The 13,946-nt window shown below is 68.6% G+C and carries 13 protein-coding genes; 8 read left to right on the forward strand and 5 right to left on the reverse strand.

Annotated features, from left to right (window positions below):
* Nucleotides 1-120 precede the first annotated feature (120 nt).
* Genes tsaB through GD429_RS34505 form a run of 4 tightly spaced genes read left to right on the forward strand, consistent with a single transcriptional unit; the run spans nt 121 to nt 3,410 of the window.
* A complete protein-coding gene (gene tsaB / locus GD429_RS34490) occupies nt 121-888 on the forward strand; it encodes a tRNA (adenosine(37)-N6)-threonylcarbamoyltransferase complex dimerization subunit type 1 TsaB (RefSeq protein ID WP_152863939.1) in 768 nt (255 codons plus the stop codon).
* Entirely contained in the window at nt 885-1,385 is a 501-nt protein-coding gene (gene rimI, locus GD429_RS34495; protein ID WP_152863941.1) for a ribosomal protein S18-alanine N-acetyltransferase, read from the forward strand. Before tsaB ends, rimI begins: the two co-directional genes overlap by 4 nt.
* Nucleotides 1,372-2,448 (forward strand): uracil-DNA glycosylase, encoded by a 1,077-nt coding sequence (locus tag GD429_RS34500; RefSeq protein WP_152863943.1) that lies wholly within the window; start codon nt 1,372-1,374, stop codon nt 2,446-2,448. The genes rimI and GD429_RS34500 overlap by 14 nt, the downstream gene beginning before the upstream one ends.
* Nucleotides 2,445-3,410, forward strand: coding sequence for a DUF1853 family protein (locus tag GD429_RS34505; protein ID WP_152863945.1), 966 nt, complete (start codon nt 2,445-2,447; stop codon nt 3,408-3,410). Before GD429_RS34500 ends, GD429_RS34505 begins: the two co-directional genes overlap by 4 nt.
* Before the next feature lie 18 nt (nt 3,411-3,428).
* Here GD429_RS34505 and thiD read toward each other — a convergent pair whose 3' ends face one another.
* Complete coding sequence (gene thiD / locus GD429_RS34510) at nt 3,429-4,238, reverse strand: bifunctional hydroxymethylpyrimidine kinase/phosphomethylpyrimidine kinase (protein ID WP_152863947.1); 810 nt, start codon at nt 4,236-4,238, stop codon at nt 3,429-3,431.
* 58 nt (nt 4,239-4,296) lie between these two features.
* Complete coding sequence (gene lplT / locus GD429_RS34515) at nt 4,297-5,604, reverse strand: lysophospholipid transporter LplT (RefSeq protein ID WP_152863949.1); 1,308 nt, start codon at nt 5,602-5,604, stop codon at nt 4,297-4,299.
* 218 nt (nt 5,605-5,822) lie between these two features.
* Between lplT and alr the strand changes: the two genes are divergently transcribed.
* From alr to GD429_RS34530, 3 genes are all read left to right on the forward strand, one after another.
* A complete protein-coding gene (gene alr / locus GD429_RS34520) occupies nt 5,823-6,893 on the forward strand; it encodes an alanine racemase (RefSeq protein ID WP_152863951.1) in 1,071 nt (356 codons plus the stop codon).
* Between the two features lie 11 nt (nt 6,894-6,904).
* Nucleotides 6,905-8,281: a DNA repair protein RadA gene (gene radA / locus GD429_RS34525; protein WP_321575088.1), complete on the forward strand. Its 1,377-nt coding sequence runs from the start codon at nt 6,905-6,907 to the stop codon at nt 8,279-8,281.
* Nucleotides 8,282-8,427: 146 nt separating this feature from the next.
* Nucleotides 8,428-8,694 (forward strand): DUF2866 domain-containing protein, encoded by a 267-nt coding sequence (locus GD429_RS34530; protein WP_034184728.1) that lies wholly within the window; start codon nt 8,428-8,430, stop codon nt 8,692-8,694.
* Between the two features lie 166 nt (nt 8,695-8,860).
* On the opposite strand, the gene abc-f is transcribed toward GD429_RS34530, so the two are convergent.
* Nucleotides 8,861-10,792 carry a ribosomal protection-like ABC-F family protein gene (gene abc-f / locus GD429_RS34535; protein ID WP_258281528.1) on the reverse strand — a complete coding sequence of 644 codons (1,932 nt, stop codon included), beginning with the start codon at nt 10,790-10,792 and terminating at the stop codon, nt 8,861-8,863.
* Between the two features lie 136 nt (nt 10,793-10,928).
* On the opposite strand from abc-f, the gene GD429_RS34540 reads away from it, so the two are divergent.
* Complete coding sequence (locus GD429_RS34540) at nt 10,929-11,408, forward strand: glutathione peroxidase (protein ID WP_152863955.1); 480 nt, start codon at nt 10,929-10,931, stop codon at nt 11,406-11,408.
* 64 nt (nt 11,409-11,472) lie between these two features.
* Here GD429_RS34540 and cls read toward each other — a convergent pair whose 3' ends face one another.
* Together cls and prmB are read right to left on the reverse strand one after the other, a co-directional pair.
* Nucleotides 11,473-12,921, reverse strand: coding sequence for a cardiolipin synthase (gene cls, locus GD429_RS34545; RefSeq protein WP_152863957.1), 1,449 nt, complete (start codon nt 12,919-12,921; stop codon nt 11,473-11,475).
* A 112-nt stretch (nt 12,922-13,033) separates the two neighbouring features.
* The gene (gene prmB / locus GD429_RS34550; RefSeq protein WP_152863959.1) at nt 13,034-13,942 is read right to left on the reverse strand and encodes a 50S ribosomal protein L3 N(5)-glutamine methyltransferase; all 909 of its coding nucleotides are present in this window, start codon (nt 13,940-13,942) and stop codon (nt 13,034-13,036) included.
* Nucleotides 13,943-13,946 lie beyond the last annotated feature (4 nt).

Raw genomic sequence — 13,946 nt, forward strand, 5'->3', positions numbered from 1 at the left:
GGGCGATCTTAACAAGCGGACCGCCGCGCGGGGTCGAGCGATCCTTCCAAACCGCCACCGGCGCCGCGCGCGTGCACGGATCGGGCCTGATCGCCCGTGGGAGCGGGGCGCCGCATTACAATGTCGGCCATGACGCAAACAGTGCTCCTCGCCATCGATACGTCGACCGAATACTGCTCGGTCGCGCTGCTGCGCTCGGCTCATGCCGATGACGCCGTTTCCACCCCGCAAACCTGGGTCCGCCACGAACAGACGGGCGCCGTGTCGAGCACACGCGTGCTGCCGGCGATCCAGGAGCTTTTCGCCGAATCCGGGCTGACGCTCGCCGATTGCGACGCGATCGCGTTCGGCGCCGGCCCCGGCTCGTTCACGGGCCTGCGCACCGCGACCGGCATTACCCAGGGCCTCGCGTTCGGGGGCGGGCTGCCGGTCGTGCCGATCGGCACGCTGCTCGCGTGCGCGGAGCACGCGCGGCTGCGCGCGCCCGGCACGACCCGCGTGCTTGCCGCGCTGGACGCGCGGATGGACGAAGCCTACTGGGCGGACTTCGCGTGGGATGACAGCGCCGGCGACTGGCGCACGCTGCATCCGGCGTCGCTCGATGCGCCGGGCGCCGTCGGCGTGCCCGACGCGCCGTTCACGCTCGCGGGCAATGCGGCTGCCGCGTTCGGCGCGCAATTGCCGGCCGCGGCGCGCGCGGCCGTGATCGACGGCGAAGCATTGCCTCATGCGCTGGCGGTCGCGCATGCCGCGCTGCGCGCGTTCCGCGCCGGGCGCACGGTGCCGGCCGACCAGGCAGCGCCCGAATACGTGCGCGACAAGGTCGCGCAGACGACTGCCGAGCGGATCGCGGCACGGACCGCGCAGACGGGCGGGGCGAAGGGATGACGGGTGTACTGCTGAGCGACCGCTATCTGGCGCCGATGACGGATGCCGATCTCGACGAGGTCGTCGCGATCGAGCAGGTCGCGTACGAATTCCCGTGGAGCCGCGGCAATTTCGAGGATTCGTTGCGCAACGGCTATCTGGGCGTGTGCCTGCGGCACGTGACGGGTTCACTGATCGGCTATTGCGTGCTGATGCCGGTGATCGACGAGATGCATCTGCTCAACCTGTGTGTCGCGCCGGACGCGCAGCGCGCGGGCGCGGGCCTCGCGCTGCTGCGCGAGGCCGTGCGCATTTCGCGCGCGGAGCGGCTCGACGGTGTGCTGCTCGAGGTGCGGCCGTCCAATCCGCGCGCGATTCATCTGTACGAGCGTTTCGGCTTCGTGACGATCGGCCGGCGCAAGAACTACTATCCGGCGAAGCATCGCAGCCGGGAGGACGCGATCGTGATGCGTCTGACGCTGAACAAGGACGAGGGGGACGCACATGGCGTGGGCTGAAGCGGCGCTCGAGGAAATGGGCCTCGCGCAGATCTGGGTGCGGCGCGGGCAGCGCGAGGACGAAGGCGCGGCAGCCGAGGCGCCCGCCGTGGCGCAAACCGGTACGGCGGACGACGTCTCCGCCGCGGCCGCGGCCGATCGGCCGGCGCGCGCGGTGCGTGCCCCGGTGCAAGACGATGCGCCGCCGGCTGCCGCGCGTGCCGCCGCGGCGTCGCCGGCTCGCGAGCCGGGCGTACCGGCATCGGGCATACAGGCATCGGGCGTACCGGCTCCGGGCATACCGGCTCCGGATGCACCGGCGCGTCGTGTCGTCGATGGTGATCGCACGCTCGCGCCGGCGGCTTCAGCCGATGCAATGCCGCCGATGGACGACGCGCCGCCTGTCGGAGAAGACGATTTCGCGTGGTTCGACGCAGCGCCGCCGGGCGAGCCCATGCCGGCAGCCGAACCGCGTCCCGCCGGAACGCCGGTTGCGATGCTCGACTGGGATGCGCTGGCCGCGCGCGTGCGCGACTGCACCCACTGCCGGCTGTGCGAGAAGCGGACCAACACCGTGTTCGGCGTCGGCGACCGTGAAGCGGACTGGATGCTGATCGGTGAAGCGCCGGGCGAGAACGAGGACAAGCAAGGCGAACCGTTCGTCGGCCAGGCCGGCAAGCTGCTCGACAACATGCTGCAGTCGCTGGCGCTCAAGCGCGGCGACAACGTGTACATCGCGAACGTGATCAAGTGCCGGCCGCCCGGCAACCGCAACCCGGAACCGGACGAGGTCGCAAGCTGCGAGCCTTATCTGCAGCGCCAGGTCGCGCTCGTGAAGCCGAAGCTGATCGTCGCGCTCGGGCGCTTCGCCGCGCAGACGTTGCTGAAGACGGACGCCAGCATCGCGTCGCTGCGCGGCCGCGTGCATGAGTACGAAGGCGTGCCGGTGATCGTCACCTACCACCCGGCGTACCTGCTGCGCAGCCTGCAGGACAAGTCGAAGGCGTGGGCCGACTTGTGCCTCGCACGCGACACGTTCCGGCGCGCAGAGGGTGGCGACGCGAACGGGCCGGCCGGGCAATGACGACCGGCGCGGCGTTCGCATTCGTCGATACGCTGCGTGACGCCGCGGTTCGCGATCTGGGCTGGCTGCTCGCGAGCCCGAGCCTGCTGACCGCGGCACCCGGCGCGCCGCTCGCGCAACCGTGGCCGGATGCGGTCGGACGGTCGGCCGTCGAGGCATGGCTCGCCGCGCTCGATGCGGCGCCCGAGCCGCTGCACCTCGCGCTCGCCGGGGTGCGGCCCACCCGGCTCGGCCGCTATGCCGAATGCCTGCTCGAGTATTTCCTCACGCACGGGCCGTCGCTGCGGCTCGTCGCGGCCAATCTTCCGCTGCGCAGCAACGGCCTGACGCTCGGCGAAGTCGATTTTCTCGTCGACGCGCCGGGCGGGCAGCGCCTGCACTGGGAACTCGCGGTGAAGTGTTATCTGTGCGCGCCGGTGTGCGACGGCGCGTCGCTCGCCGACTTCGTCGGGCCCAATCTCGTCGACCGGTTCGACCGCAAGCGCAGCCGGCTGCTCGACCACCAGTTGCGGCTCGGCGATCGCGCCGGGTTTGCGCTGCTCGGCTACGGCGCGCCGTCCGACGCACAGATGTTCATCAGGGGCTGGCTGTTCTATCCGCACGGCACGCCGCTGCCGTCGGTGTCCGCCGAAATCTCGCCGGATCACCCGCGCGGTTTCTGGCTGACGCATGCGCAGTGGCCGGCGTGGGCGGCCGCGCAGCGTGCCGGCGTTGCGTGGAGCGTGTTGCCTCGGCTCGCTTGGCTTGCGCCGCGCCGCGTTGCCGCCGGCGCGGGCTTCGAGCCCGAACCGCTCGCGGCCGCACTCGAGCTGCCGCCCGTGCTGGCGGCGCGTCAGGCCCCCGACTTGATCGGCATTTATGAGAAGGGCGGCGATGGCACGTGGCGCGAGACGGCGCGCGGCTTCGTCGTGCCGGACGACTGGCCGGCGCGTGCGCAGGCGTTCGCGGCGCAGGACGACTGACGCCGCGTCAGGCGACGCTTACCACCAGCGATGGAAGTGATGAACCGGGCCGACGCCGTGGCCGACGTCGAGGCGGCCGCTCGCGGCGATCGCGCCGGTCAGGTAGGTCTTCGCTTCGTGCACCGCGCTTTCGAGGTCGGGCTGCTGCGGCAGCAGCGCGGCGATCGCCGACGACAGCGTGCAGCCCGTGCCGTGCGTGTTGCTGACCGGCACGCGCGGGCCGTCGAGCCGCACGGTGTGCGCCGCATCGACGAGCCAGTCGGGGCTCGCGGCCGCGTCGGGCAGGTGGCCGCCTTTCATCAGCACGGCGCGCGCGCCCGTCTGCAGCAACGCGCGGCCTTGCCGGACCATGTCGTCTTCGGTGGTCGCGGCTGCGTCGCCGAGCAGCGCGGCCGCTTCGGGCAGGTTCGGCGTGACGACCGTCGCCAGCGGCAGCAACGCATCGCGCAGCGCGTCGACCGCGTCGGGCGCGAGCAGCGCATGCGAACTCTTCGAGATCATCACCGTGTCGAGCACGACGAAGCGCGGCGCGTAACGGCGCAGCGCGTCGGCCACCGCGTGCACGATCGCCGCGTTCGCGAGCATCCCGATCTTGACCGCGTCGATGCGGATATCGCTGAACACCGCGTCGAGTTGCGCGGTTACGAACGCGGCGTCCGGCGCGTGCACGCCCGTCACGCCGCGCGTGTTCTGCGCGGTCAGCGCGGTGATCACGCTGGCGCCGTACGTACCGAGCGCGGAAAACGTCTTCAGGTCGGCCTGGATGCCAGCGCCGCCGCCCGAATCGGAGCCGGCGATCGTCAGGATGTTGGGTATCGGGTGCGTCATGATGGCAACGCGCCGGTTCGAGGACCGGCGCTGGCGGGCGGAAACGGAAAGTGTAGCGTCAGTGCCGCGCTTCGCCGATCAGCGCGACCGAGTCGAACTGACGCTGGTTCGCCTGGTGGCGGCGCATCACGAGCCACATCGTCAGGCAGACGAACGTGCCGAACAGCACGATCACGACGCCGACCGGCACGTCGAGCCACACGAGCACCGCATACAGGCACAGCATCACGAGCACCGACAGGTTCTCGTTGAAGTTCTGCACCGCGATCGAATGGCCGGCCGACAGCAGCACGTGGCCGCGATGCTGCAGCAGCGCGTTCATCGGCACGACGAAGTAGCCCGACAGCGCGCCGACGCACATCAGGAAGATGTACGCGACGATCAGGTAGACGGGCATGCGCAGGTGGCCGAAGTGCACGGCCCAGTTCGACGGGAACAGGTCGCGCGTGTAGAACGCCATCAGCATCACCGCGATGCCCATGATGATGCCGACGGGCAGCACGGTCAGCGACTTCTTCAGCGGGATCCGGGCGGCGGCGGCGATCGCGCCGGCCGCGACGCCGACCGCGACCACGGCCTGCAGGATCGCGCCTTCCGACAGAGACATGCCGAGCGACACCTCGGCCCATTTCAGCACGATGAACTGCAGCGTCGCGCCGGCGCCCCAGAACAGCGTCGTGACCGCCAGCGAGATCTGGCCGAGCTTGTCGCGCCACAGCACCATGAAGCAGTCGGCGAAATCCGTAAGGAGCTTGACCGGGCCGCGTTCCTGCTTCGGATAGCGGGCGCCCGTATCGGGAATGCGCAGGTTGAACAGCGCGGCGATCACGTAGATCGCCATGATGATCGCCATCGCCGCTTCGGCGGGCGTGCCGATCCAGCCGGGCGTGTGCGCGATCACGTGCGACGCGATGTGCGGGCTGATCAGCGCGCCGCCGAGCACGGTGCCGAGAATGATCGAGCTGACGGTCGTGCCTTCGATCCAGCCGTTCGCGGCGACGAGCCGATCGGCCGGCAGCAGCTCGGTGAGAATCCCGTATTTGGCGGGCGAGTAGGCCGCCGCGCCAAACCCGACGATCCCGTACGCGATCAGCGGGTGGGCGCCGAACAGCATGATCATGCAGCCGACCACCTTGATCGAGTTGGTGATGAACATCACGCGCCCCTTCGGGCGCGAATCCGCGAAAGCACCGACATACGCCGCCAACACCACATAGGACAACACGAAGAACAGCTTCAGCAGCGGTGTCATCCAGTTGGGGGCGTGGAGGTCTTTCAGCAGGGCGATGGCGGCGATGAGAAGCGCATTGTCGGCCAGCGACGAGAAAAACTGCGCGGCCATGATGGTGTAAAAACCTTTTTTCATCTGATGCGATGCTTTCGTCGCTGCGGCAGGGCCGCGTAGGCCGCCTGATATGCGATCGGCTTATTCCGTTCGAAATGGGTTGTGCGCACGGCTTTATAACATGAAAATACGCCAATTCGGACTAGCAAGATTCCCCGATCGTTCCGCAAGTTGTCGGCTTCGGTGCTCAAAAGGCGCGGTAAGCTGCTGATTCGCAAGCGTCTTTACGTAAATTTCCCATGCCGCGCCCGATCTCCGCCACCATCCACACCGCCGCTCTCGCGAACAATCTCTCCGTCGTCCGCCGCTTTGCCGGCCCGTCCAAGGTCTGGGCGGTCGTCAAGGCCAACGCGTACGGCCACGGTCTCGCCCGCGCGTTTCCCGGCCTGCGCGGCACCGACGGCTTCGGCCTGCTCGACCTCGACGAGGCCGTGAAGCTGCGCGAACTCGGCTGGGCCGGCCCGATCCTGCTGCTCGAAGGCTTCTTCCGGTCGACCGACATCGACGTGATCGACCGCTACAGCCTGACGACGACCGTCCACAACGACGAGCAGATGCGGATGCTGGAAACCGCGCGGCTGTCGAAGCCCGTCAACGTGCAGCTCAAGATGAACAGCGGGATGAACCGGCTCGGCTACGTGCCGGAAAAATACCGCGCGGCCTGGGAGCGCGCCCGCGCGTGCCCCGGCATCGGCCAGATCACGTTGATGACCCATTTTTCGGACGCGGACAACGAGCGCGGCGTCGCCGAGCAGCTCGCGACGTTCGAGCGCGGCGCGGAAAACATCGCCGGCGCGCGCAGTCTCGCGAATTCGGCCGCCGTGCTGTGGCATCCGGATACGCATTTCGACTGGGTGCGGCCGGGGATCGTGCTGTATGGCGCGTCGCCGTCCGGGCTGTCGTCCGATATCGCCGACACGGGGCTGAAACCCGCGATGACGCTCGCGTCCGAACTGATCGCGGTGCAAACGATCGGGAAAGGCCAGGCCATCGGCTATGGCTCGACGTTCTCCGCGCAGGCGCCGATGCGGATCGGCGTCGTCGCGTGCGGCTACGCGGACGGCTACCCGCGCGTCGCGCCCGAAGGCACGCCCGTGATCGTCGACGGCATCCGCACGCGGATCGTCGGCCGCGTGTCGATGGACATGATCACCGTCGACCTGACGCCGTGCCCGCAGGCCGGCGTCGGCGCGCGCGTCGAGCTGTGGGGCAATACACTGCCGATCGACGACGTCGCCCGTCATTGCGGCACGATCGGCTACGAGCTGATGTGCGCGGTCGCCGGCCGCGTGCCCGTGCGCGCGGAATAAGGGCGTTGCGCGTGGCCAAACAGAAAACCGTCTATGTCTGCAGCGAGTGCGGCGGACAGACCCCGAAGTGGCAGGGGCAGTGTCCGTCGTGCCAGGCCTGGAACACGCTGGTCGAATCGGTCGCCGAGTCGCCGTCGGCCCACCGTTTCCAGTCGCTCGCGAAGCGGGCGCCCGTCCAGCGCCTCGTCGACATCGAAGCGGCCGACGTGCCGCGCTTCTCGACCGGCATCGGCGAATTCGACCGCGTGCTCGGCGGCGGGCTGGTCCCCGGCGGTGTCGTGCTGATCGGCGGCGACCCGGGCATCGGCAAGTCGACGCTGCTGCTGCAGTCGCTCGCCGACATCGCGAGCGAGCGGCGCGCGCTCTATATCAGCGGCGAGGAGTCGGCCGCGCAGATCGCGTTGCGGGCGCAACGGCTTGCGCTGCTCGACGGCGGTACGCCGGCGGCCGAACTGCAGTTGCTCGCCGAGATCCAGCTCGAAAAGATCCAGGCCGCGATCGACGCGGAGCGGCCGGACGTGGCCGTGATCGACTCGATCCAGACCGTCTATTCGGAGGCGCTCACGTCGGCGCCGGGCTCGGTCGCGCAGGTGCGCGAATGCGCGGCGCAGCTCACGCGCATCGCGAAACAGTCGGGCACCGCGATCATCATGGTCGGGCACGTGACGAAGGAGGGCAACCTTGCCGGCCCGCGCGTGCTCGAGCACATCGTCGACACGGTGCTGTATTTCGAGGGCGACACGCATTCGTCGTTCCGGCTCGTGCGCGCGTTCAAGAACCGCTTCGGCGCGGTCAACGAACTCGGCGTGTTCGCGATGACCGAGCGCGGGCTGCGCGGCGTCGCGAATCCGTCCGCGCTGTTCCTGTCGCAGCACGAGCAGGTCGTGCCCGGCTCGTGCGTGCTCGTCACGCAGGAAGGCACGCGTCCGCTGCTCGTCGAAATCCAGGCGCTGGTCGATACCGCGCACGTGCCGAACCCGCGCCGGCTCGCGGTCGGGCTCGAACAGAACCGGCTCGCGATGCTGCTCGCGGTGCTGCACCGGCACGCGGGCATCGCGTGCTTCGACCAGGACGTGTTCCTCAATGCAGTGGGCGGCGTGAAGATCACCGAGCCGGCCGCCGATCTCGCGGTGCTGCTCGCGATCCATTCGTCGATGCGCAACAAGGCGCTGCCGAAGGGGTTGTTCGTGTTCGGCGAAGTGGGGCTGGCGGGCGAGATCCGGCCGTCTCCGCGCGGGCAGGAGCGGCTGCGCGAGGCGGCGAAGCTCGGCTTCACGGCCGCGCTGATCCCGAAGGCGAACGCGCCGAAACAGCCGATCGAAGGGCTGAACGTGATGGCCGTCGAGCGGCTCGAGCAGGCGATCGACCGCGTGCGCGATCTCGAGTGATCGGCCCGGCAGCTGCGCGGGCCGTGGCTGTCGGCGATCTGTCGCGTAATTCTCTGTAAAGAATATGTAGGCTGCTGTAACCCGCCGGACATCGCTTTTCCCTATCCTTTGCCGGATTGTCGAACCGCGCAATGCGAAGGGAACCTATGTTGAAATCGTATGGGGAAGCGCCGGGCGGACGCCTTTACAACCTGCGCGGCTGCCGCGTGTCGGAGCCGATTCGCCAGCCCTGGGGCGGTGGATGCCGGATCGTCGAATGGATCGACGAGGAAGGGCGCCTGGCGCGCAAGGTCGTGTCCGAGGACGTGACCGAAGCGGAGGTCGCCGCGGCGATCCGGCGGCCGACCGAAGGGCGCCGGTACCTGATGGGCGACGACGAGCAACTGCCGCGCGACACGCTGCCGCGGCGCTGAGCCGGCAGGCGGCCTGCGAATCGACGAACAAGGGCAGTAACAAGGCCGGGCCAGTGCGCCCGGCCTTGTCGTATCCGGGCCCGGCAAGGGCCCGATGGTCGGTCGAAGAGCCCGTGCCGCCAGCGGGCCGGGCTGGCGGCGCCGGCCGGCTGCACTGCAGTCGCGTTCAGCCGATCTGTTCGAGCTCTTCGTGCGCGGCGAGCCAGTCGGCCTCGATCGTTTCGAGACGCGTGTTGACGTCCCCGAGCTTGCGGATCGCGTCGGTCAGCTCCGTCTTGCGCGCGGCCTCGTAGCTCGCCGGATCGGCGACGAACGCGTCGAGGCGCGCCTTCTCCGCGTGCAGCGTCTCCATTTCCTTTTCGAGCTTCGTGATGCGCGACTGCAGCGGTTTTTTCAACACCGACAGGCGCTGCCGCTCCTCGGCGGCCTGACGCTTCTGGTCCTTGCGGTTCGCCGCGGCGCCCGCGCCCGACGCAGCCGCACTGTCGGCCTTTGCGGCCGCGCGCTGCTCGGCCGCATGCTGCAGCAGCCAGTCGCGGTAGTCGTCGAGGTCGCCGTCGAACGGCTGCAGCCGGTGCTTCGCGACCAGCATGAACTGGTCGGTCGTCGCGCGCAGCAGGTGGCGGTCGTGCGATACGAGGATCAGCGTGCCTTCGAACTGCGCGAGCGCCATCGTCAGCGCGTGGCGCGTTTCGAGATCGAGGTGGTTCGTCGGTTCGTCGAGCAGCAGCAGGTTCGGCTTCTGCCAGATGATCAGCGCGAGCGCGAGGCGCGCTTTCTCGCCGCCCGAGAACGGGCCGACGGCGCTGGTCGCCATGTCGCCCGAGAAATTGAAGCCGCCGAGGAAGTCGCGCAGCTCCTGTTCGCGCGTATCGGGTGCGAGCCGCGCGAGATGCGCGAGCGGCGAATCGTCCTCGCGCAGCGTTTCGAGCTGGTGCTGCGCGAAATAGCCGATCGTCAGCCCCTTGCCCTCGCGGACGTCGCCCGACAGCGGCGCGAGCGTGCCGGCCAGCGTCTTGATCAGCGTCGACTTGCCCTGGCCGTTCGCGCCGAGCAGGCCGATGCGCTGCCCGTTCTGGATCGACAGCGCCACGCGTTCGACGATCGGGATGTCCGTGCCGTTGTCGGCATGGTAGCCGCAGCGGACGTCTTCCATCACCATCATCGGGTTCGGCGCGGCGTCGGGCGTGCGGAATTCGAACGTGAACGGCGACGCGATGTGCGCAGGCGCGATCAGCTCCATCTTCTCGAGCGCCTTCATCCGGCTTTGCGCCTGCTTCGCCTTGGTGGCCTTGGCCTTGAAACGGTCGACGAAGCTCTGCAGGTGTTCGATCGTCTTCTGCTGCTTTTCGTATGCGCTTTGCTGCAGCGCCAGTTGCTGCGCGCGCAGCACTTCGAATTGCGAGTAGTTGCCGCCGTAGCGCTTCACCTGGCGGTTTTCCAGGTGCAGCGTGACGTTGCAGATCGAATCGAGGAATTCGCGGTCGTGCGAGATCACGACGAGCGTGCCGGGGTAGCGGTGCAGCCAGTCTTCGAGCCAGACGATCGCGTCGAGGTCGAGGTGGTTGGTCGGTTCGTCGAGCAGTAGCAGGTCGGAGCGGCACATCAGCGCCTGCGCGAGGTTCAGGCGCATGCGCCAGCCGCCGGAGAAGCTGGCGACGGGCTCGCGTGTCTGGGCGAGCGTGAAGCCGAGGCCGAGCAGCAGCGCTTCGGCGCGGGCGGGCGCGGTGTAGCCGTCGGCATCGGCGAAGGCCGCGTGCGCGTCGGCTTCGGCGGCGCCGTCATGCGCGGCGGAAGCGGCGGCGATGCGCGCCTCGATCTCGCGCAGTGCGGCGTCGCCGTCGAGCGTGTAGTCGAGCGCCGAGCGGTCGACCGCGGGCGTTTCCTGCGACACATGGGCGATCCGCCACGACGGCGGCATCGAGAAATCGCCGGCGTCCGAGTGCAGCTCGCCGCGCAGGACCGCGAACAGCGTCGACTTGCCGGCGCCGTTCGCGCCGATCAGGCCGGCTTTCTCGCCGGGATTGAGCACGAACGAGGTCGACTCGAACAGCGGCTTGGTGCCTCGCGCAAGGCTGAACTGATTGAAACGGATCACGGCGGAAATGACTGGCCAAAACCGCTATTCTAGACTGCGCGCCGCTCTTGCCGGACATCGGCCGCTCGGCGGATGTCGCAACGGCCCGATTTCGCCTAGACTCCACGTCGATCCGGTTTCGTAAAAGGAGTGCCCGATGTCCACCCTGTATTCGTTCAGCGCAGAGACGCTCGCCGGCGCGCCGGTTTCGCTCGACGCGTATCGCGGCAAGGTGCTGCTGATCGTCAACACCGCGAGCGAGTGCGGTTTCACGCCGCAATACGCGGGCCTGCAGAAACTGTACGACCAGTACGCCGCGCGCGGCTTCTTCGTGCTCGGCTTCCCGTGCAACCAGTTCGGCAAGCAGGAGCCCGGCGACGCCGCGCAGATCGGCGCGTTCTGCGAACGCAATTACGGCGTCACGTTCCCGATGTTCGCGAAGATCGACGTGAAGGGCGATCATGCTCATCCGCTGTACCGCTACCTGACCGACGAGGCGCCCGGCATTCTCGGCCTCAAGGCGATCAAGTGGAATTTCACGAAATTCCTGGTCGACCGCGAAGGGCACATCGTCAAGCGCTACGCGCCGTCGACCAAGCCCGACGAAATCGCCGCGGATATCGACAAGCTGCTGTAACGGCGGAGGGGCGGCGTGCGCCGCGCCGGTGCGGATCGCGCGGAGGCTGCCGTCCGCCCGGCGGCTACAGGATCGGCGCGAACAGCCGCGCGACGTGCATCGCGATCCGCCGCCATGCGGGCGACTGGCGGTATTCGTTCGCATCGACCTCGTATGCCTGCGCGAAGTCGGCATCGAGCATCGTCTCGACCTCGTCGGCGAATGCGCGGTCGACGGTCAGCACCATGATCTCGAAGTTGAGTCGGAACGAGCGATTGTCGAGATTCGCGCTGCCGATCGCCGCCGCGATGCGGTCGATCAGCACGACCTTCTGGTGCAGGAAGCCGGGCCGGTAGCGGAACACCTTGACGCCCGCGTCGATCAGGTCGCGCGCGTACAGCTTCGATGCCTCGAACACCACGTAGTGATCGCGCCGGCTCGGGATCAGGATGCGCACGTCGACGCCGCGCATCACCGCGAGCTTCAGCGCGGAGATCACGGCTTCGTCGGGGACGAGGTACGGCGTGGTGATCCAGATCCGCTCGCGCGCCGCATTGATTGCCTCGACGAAGAACAGCGAGCCGGTTTCCTGCTTGTCGGCCGGCCCCATCGGCACCGCGAGGCAATGCATGCCGTCGCCGGGCTGCGCGGGCGGCGGCAGCGCGAGCGGCGGCAGCTTCTGTGTCGCCCAGTGCCAATCTTCGGCGAACACGTACTGGATGCTTGCGACCACGGGGCCGCGAATCTCGATGTGCGTGTCGCGCCACGGCGACAGGCGCGGCTTCGCGCCGAGATATTCGACGCCGACGTTGTGGCCGCCGACGAATGCGCGATTGCCGTCGACCACGACGATCTTGCGATGGTTGCGGAAGTTGAGCTGGAAGCGGTTGACGAACTTGCGATTGGTCGCGAACGGATGGACCTCGACGCCGCCACGGCGCAATGTGTCGACGTAGCTGTGCGGCAGGTCGAAGCTGCCGATGCTGTCGTACAGCAGGCAGCAGCGCACGCCGGCCGCCGCACGCGCCAGCAGCGAGTCGCGCAGCATCTGGCCGAGCGCATCGTCGCGCACGATGAAGAACTGGACGACCACGTAGTCGCGCGCGCCATCGATCGCCGACAGGATCGCCGAGAACGTCGCGTCGCCGTTCACGAGCGTGCGCACCGAATTGCCGCCGAGGAACGGCATGCCGCCGAGCCGCGTGAGCGCGAGCACGGCGGCCTGGCCGAGCGCGTCGGCGGCCGGCCCGTCGGTCGCGTTGGCAGCATCGGTACTGAGCCACGGCGAGCGCGGTGTGTGCGTGCGCAACAGTTCCAGCTCGTGGCGCCGGGCGTCGACGTAGCCGGAGAACTTGCTGCGGCCGAGGAACAGGTACGGAATGAGCGTCAGGTACGGCATCGCGGCGAGCGACACGGCCCACGCGATCGCGCCTTGCGACGTGCGCGTGTTCATGATCGCGTGGCACGCCGCGACGATCCCGAGCACGTGGATGGTCAGGATCAGGGTGCCGAGATGTAGCCAGTCGAGGGTCATGGGCGCGTGACGGACTCCTGAGGTCGTGCGGCGCGGCGGCCGCTTACGCGCATCTTACCCAACCGTGCGGCGCAGCGGTGCGCCTTGTCGCACGGAAGGGGAGCCGGGAGGCTCAGGCCTTGCGCGGCAGGTCCGACGCCTGGATCAGGAACACGGTGTCGTCGCCCGCGCTGGTGGGCAGCCACGTGAGTTCGAGGCCGCCGAACGCGGCTTCGACGTTCTCGCGCTCGTTGCCGATCTCGACGACGAGCACGCCGTCGTCGTGCAGCCAGCGGTGCGCTTCGGCGACGATGCGTCGCACGATGTCCATCCCGTCGTCGCCGCCCGCGAGCGCCATCTCCGGCTCGTGCCGGTATTCGGGCGGCAGCGCGGCCATCGACGACGCGTTCACGTACGGCGGGTTCGTCAGGATCACGTCGTAACGTGTGCCGGGGTCGGTGCGGAATGCCGGCAGCGGCGCGTAGAGGTCGCCGCGATGCAGCGCGATGCGGTCTTCGAGGCCGTAGTCGCGCACGTTGATCTCCGCGACTTCGAGTGCCTTGTCGGACAGGTCGACCGCATCGATCTCGGCGTTCGGGAACGCGCTTGCCGCGAGGATCGCGAGGCAGCCGGAGCCCGTGCACAGTTCGAGCACCGCGCCGACCTGCTCGGGATCGGCCACATACGGTTGCAGCCCGTCGTCGAGCAGTTCGCCGATGAACGAGCGCGGCACGATCACGCGTTCGTCGACGTAGAAGCGGTGGCCTTGCATCCAGGCTTCGTGCGTGAGATACGCGGCCGGCACGCGGTCGGTCGCGCGCCGTTCGATCACAGCGAGCACGGCCGCGATTTCGTCGGGCAGCAGCCGCGCGTCGAGGAACGGCTCCAGCGTGTCGAGCGGCAGGTCGAGCGTGTGCAGCACGAGGTAGGCCGCTTCGTCATACGCATTGTCGGAACCGTGGCCGAATGCGAGCTTCGCCTTCGAGAAACGTGTGACCGCGTAGCGCAGCAGGTCGCGAACAGTTGCAAAAGGTGTCGTCATGCGA

The sequence above is a fragment of the Burkholderia sp. BE17 genome, assembly GCF_009362305.1.
GTDB classification, from domain to species: Bacteria; Pseudomonadota; Gammaproteobacteria; order Burkholderiales; family Burkholderiaceae; genus Burkholderia; species Burkholderia pyrrocinia_C.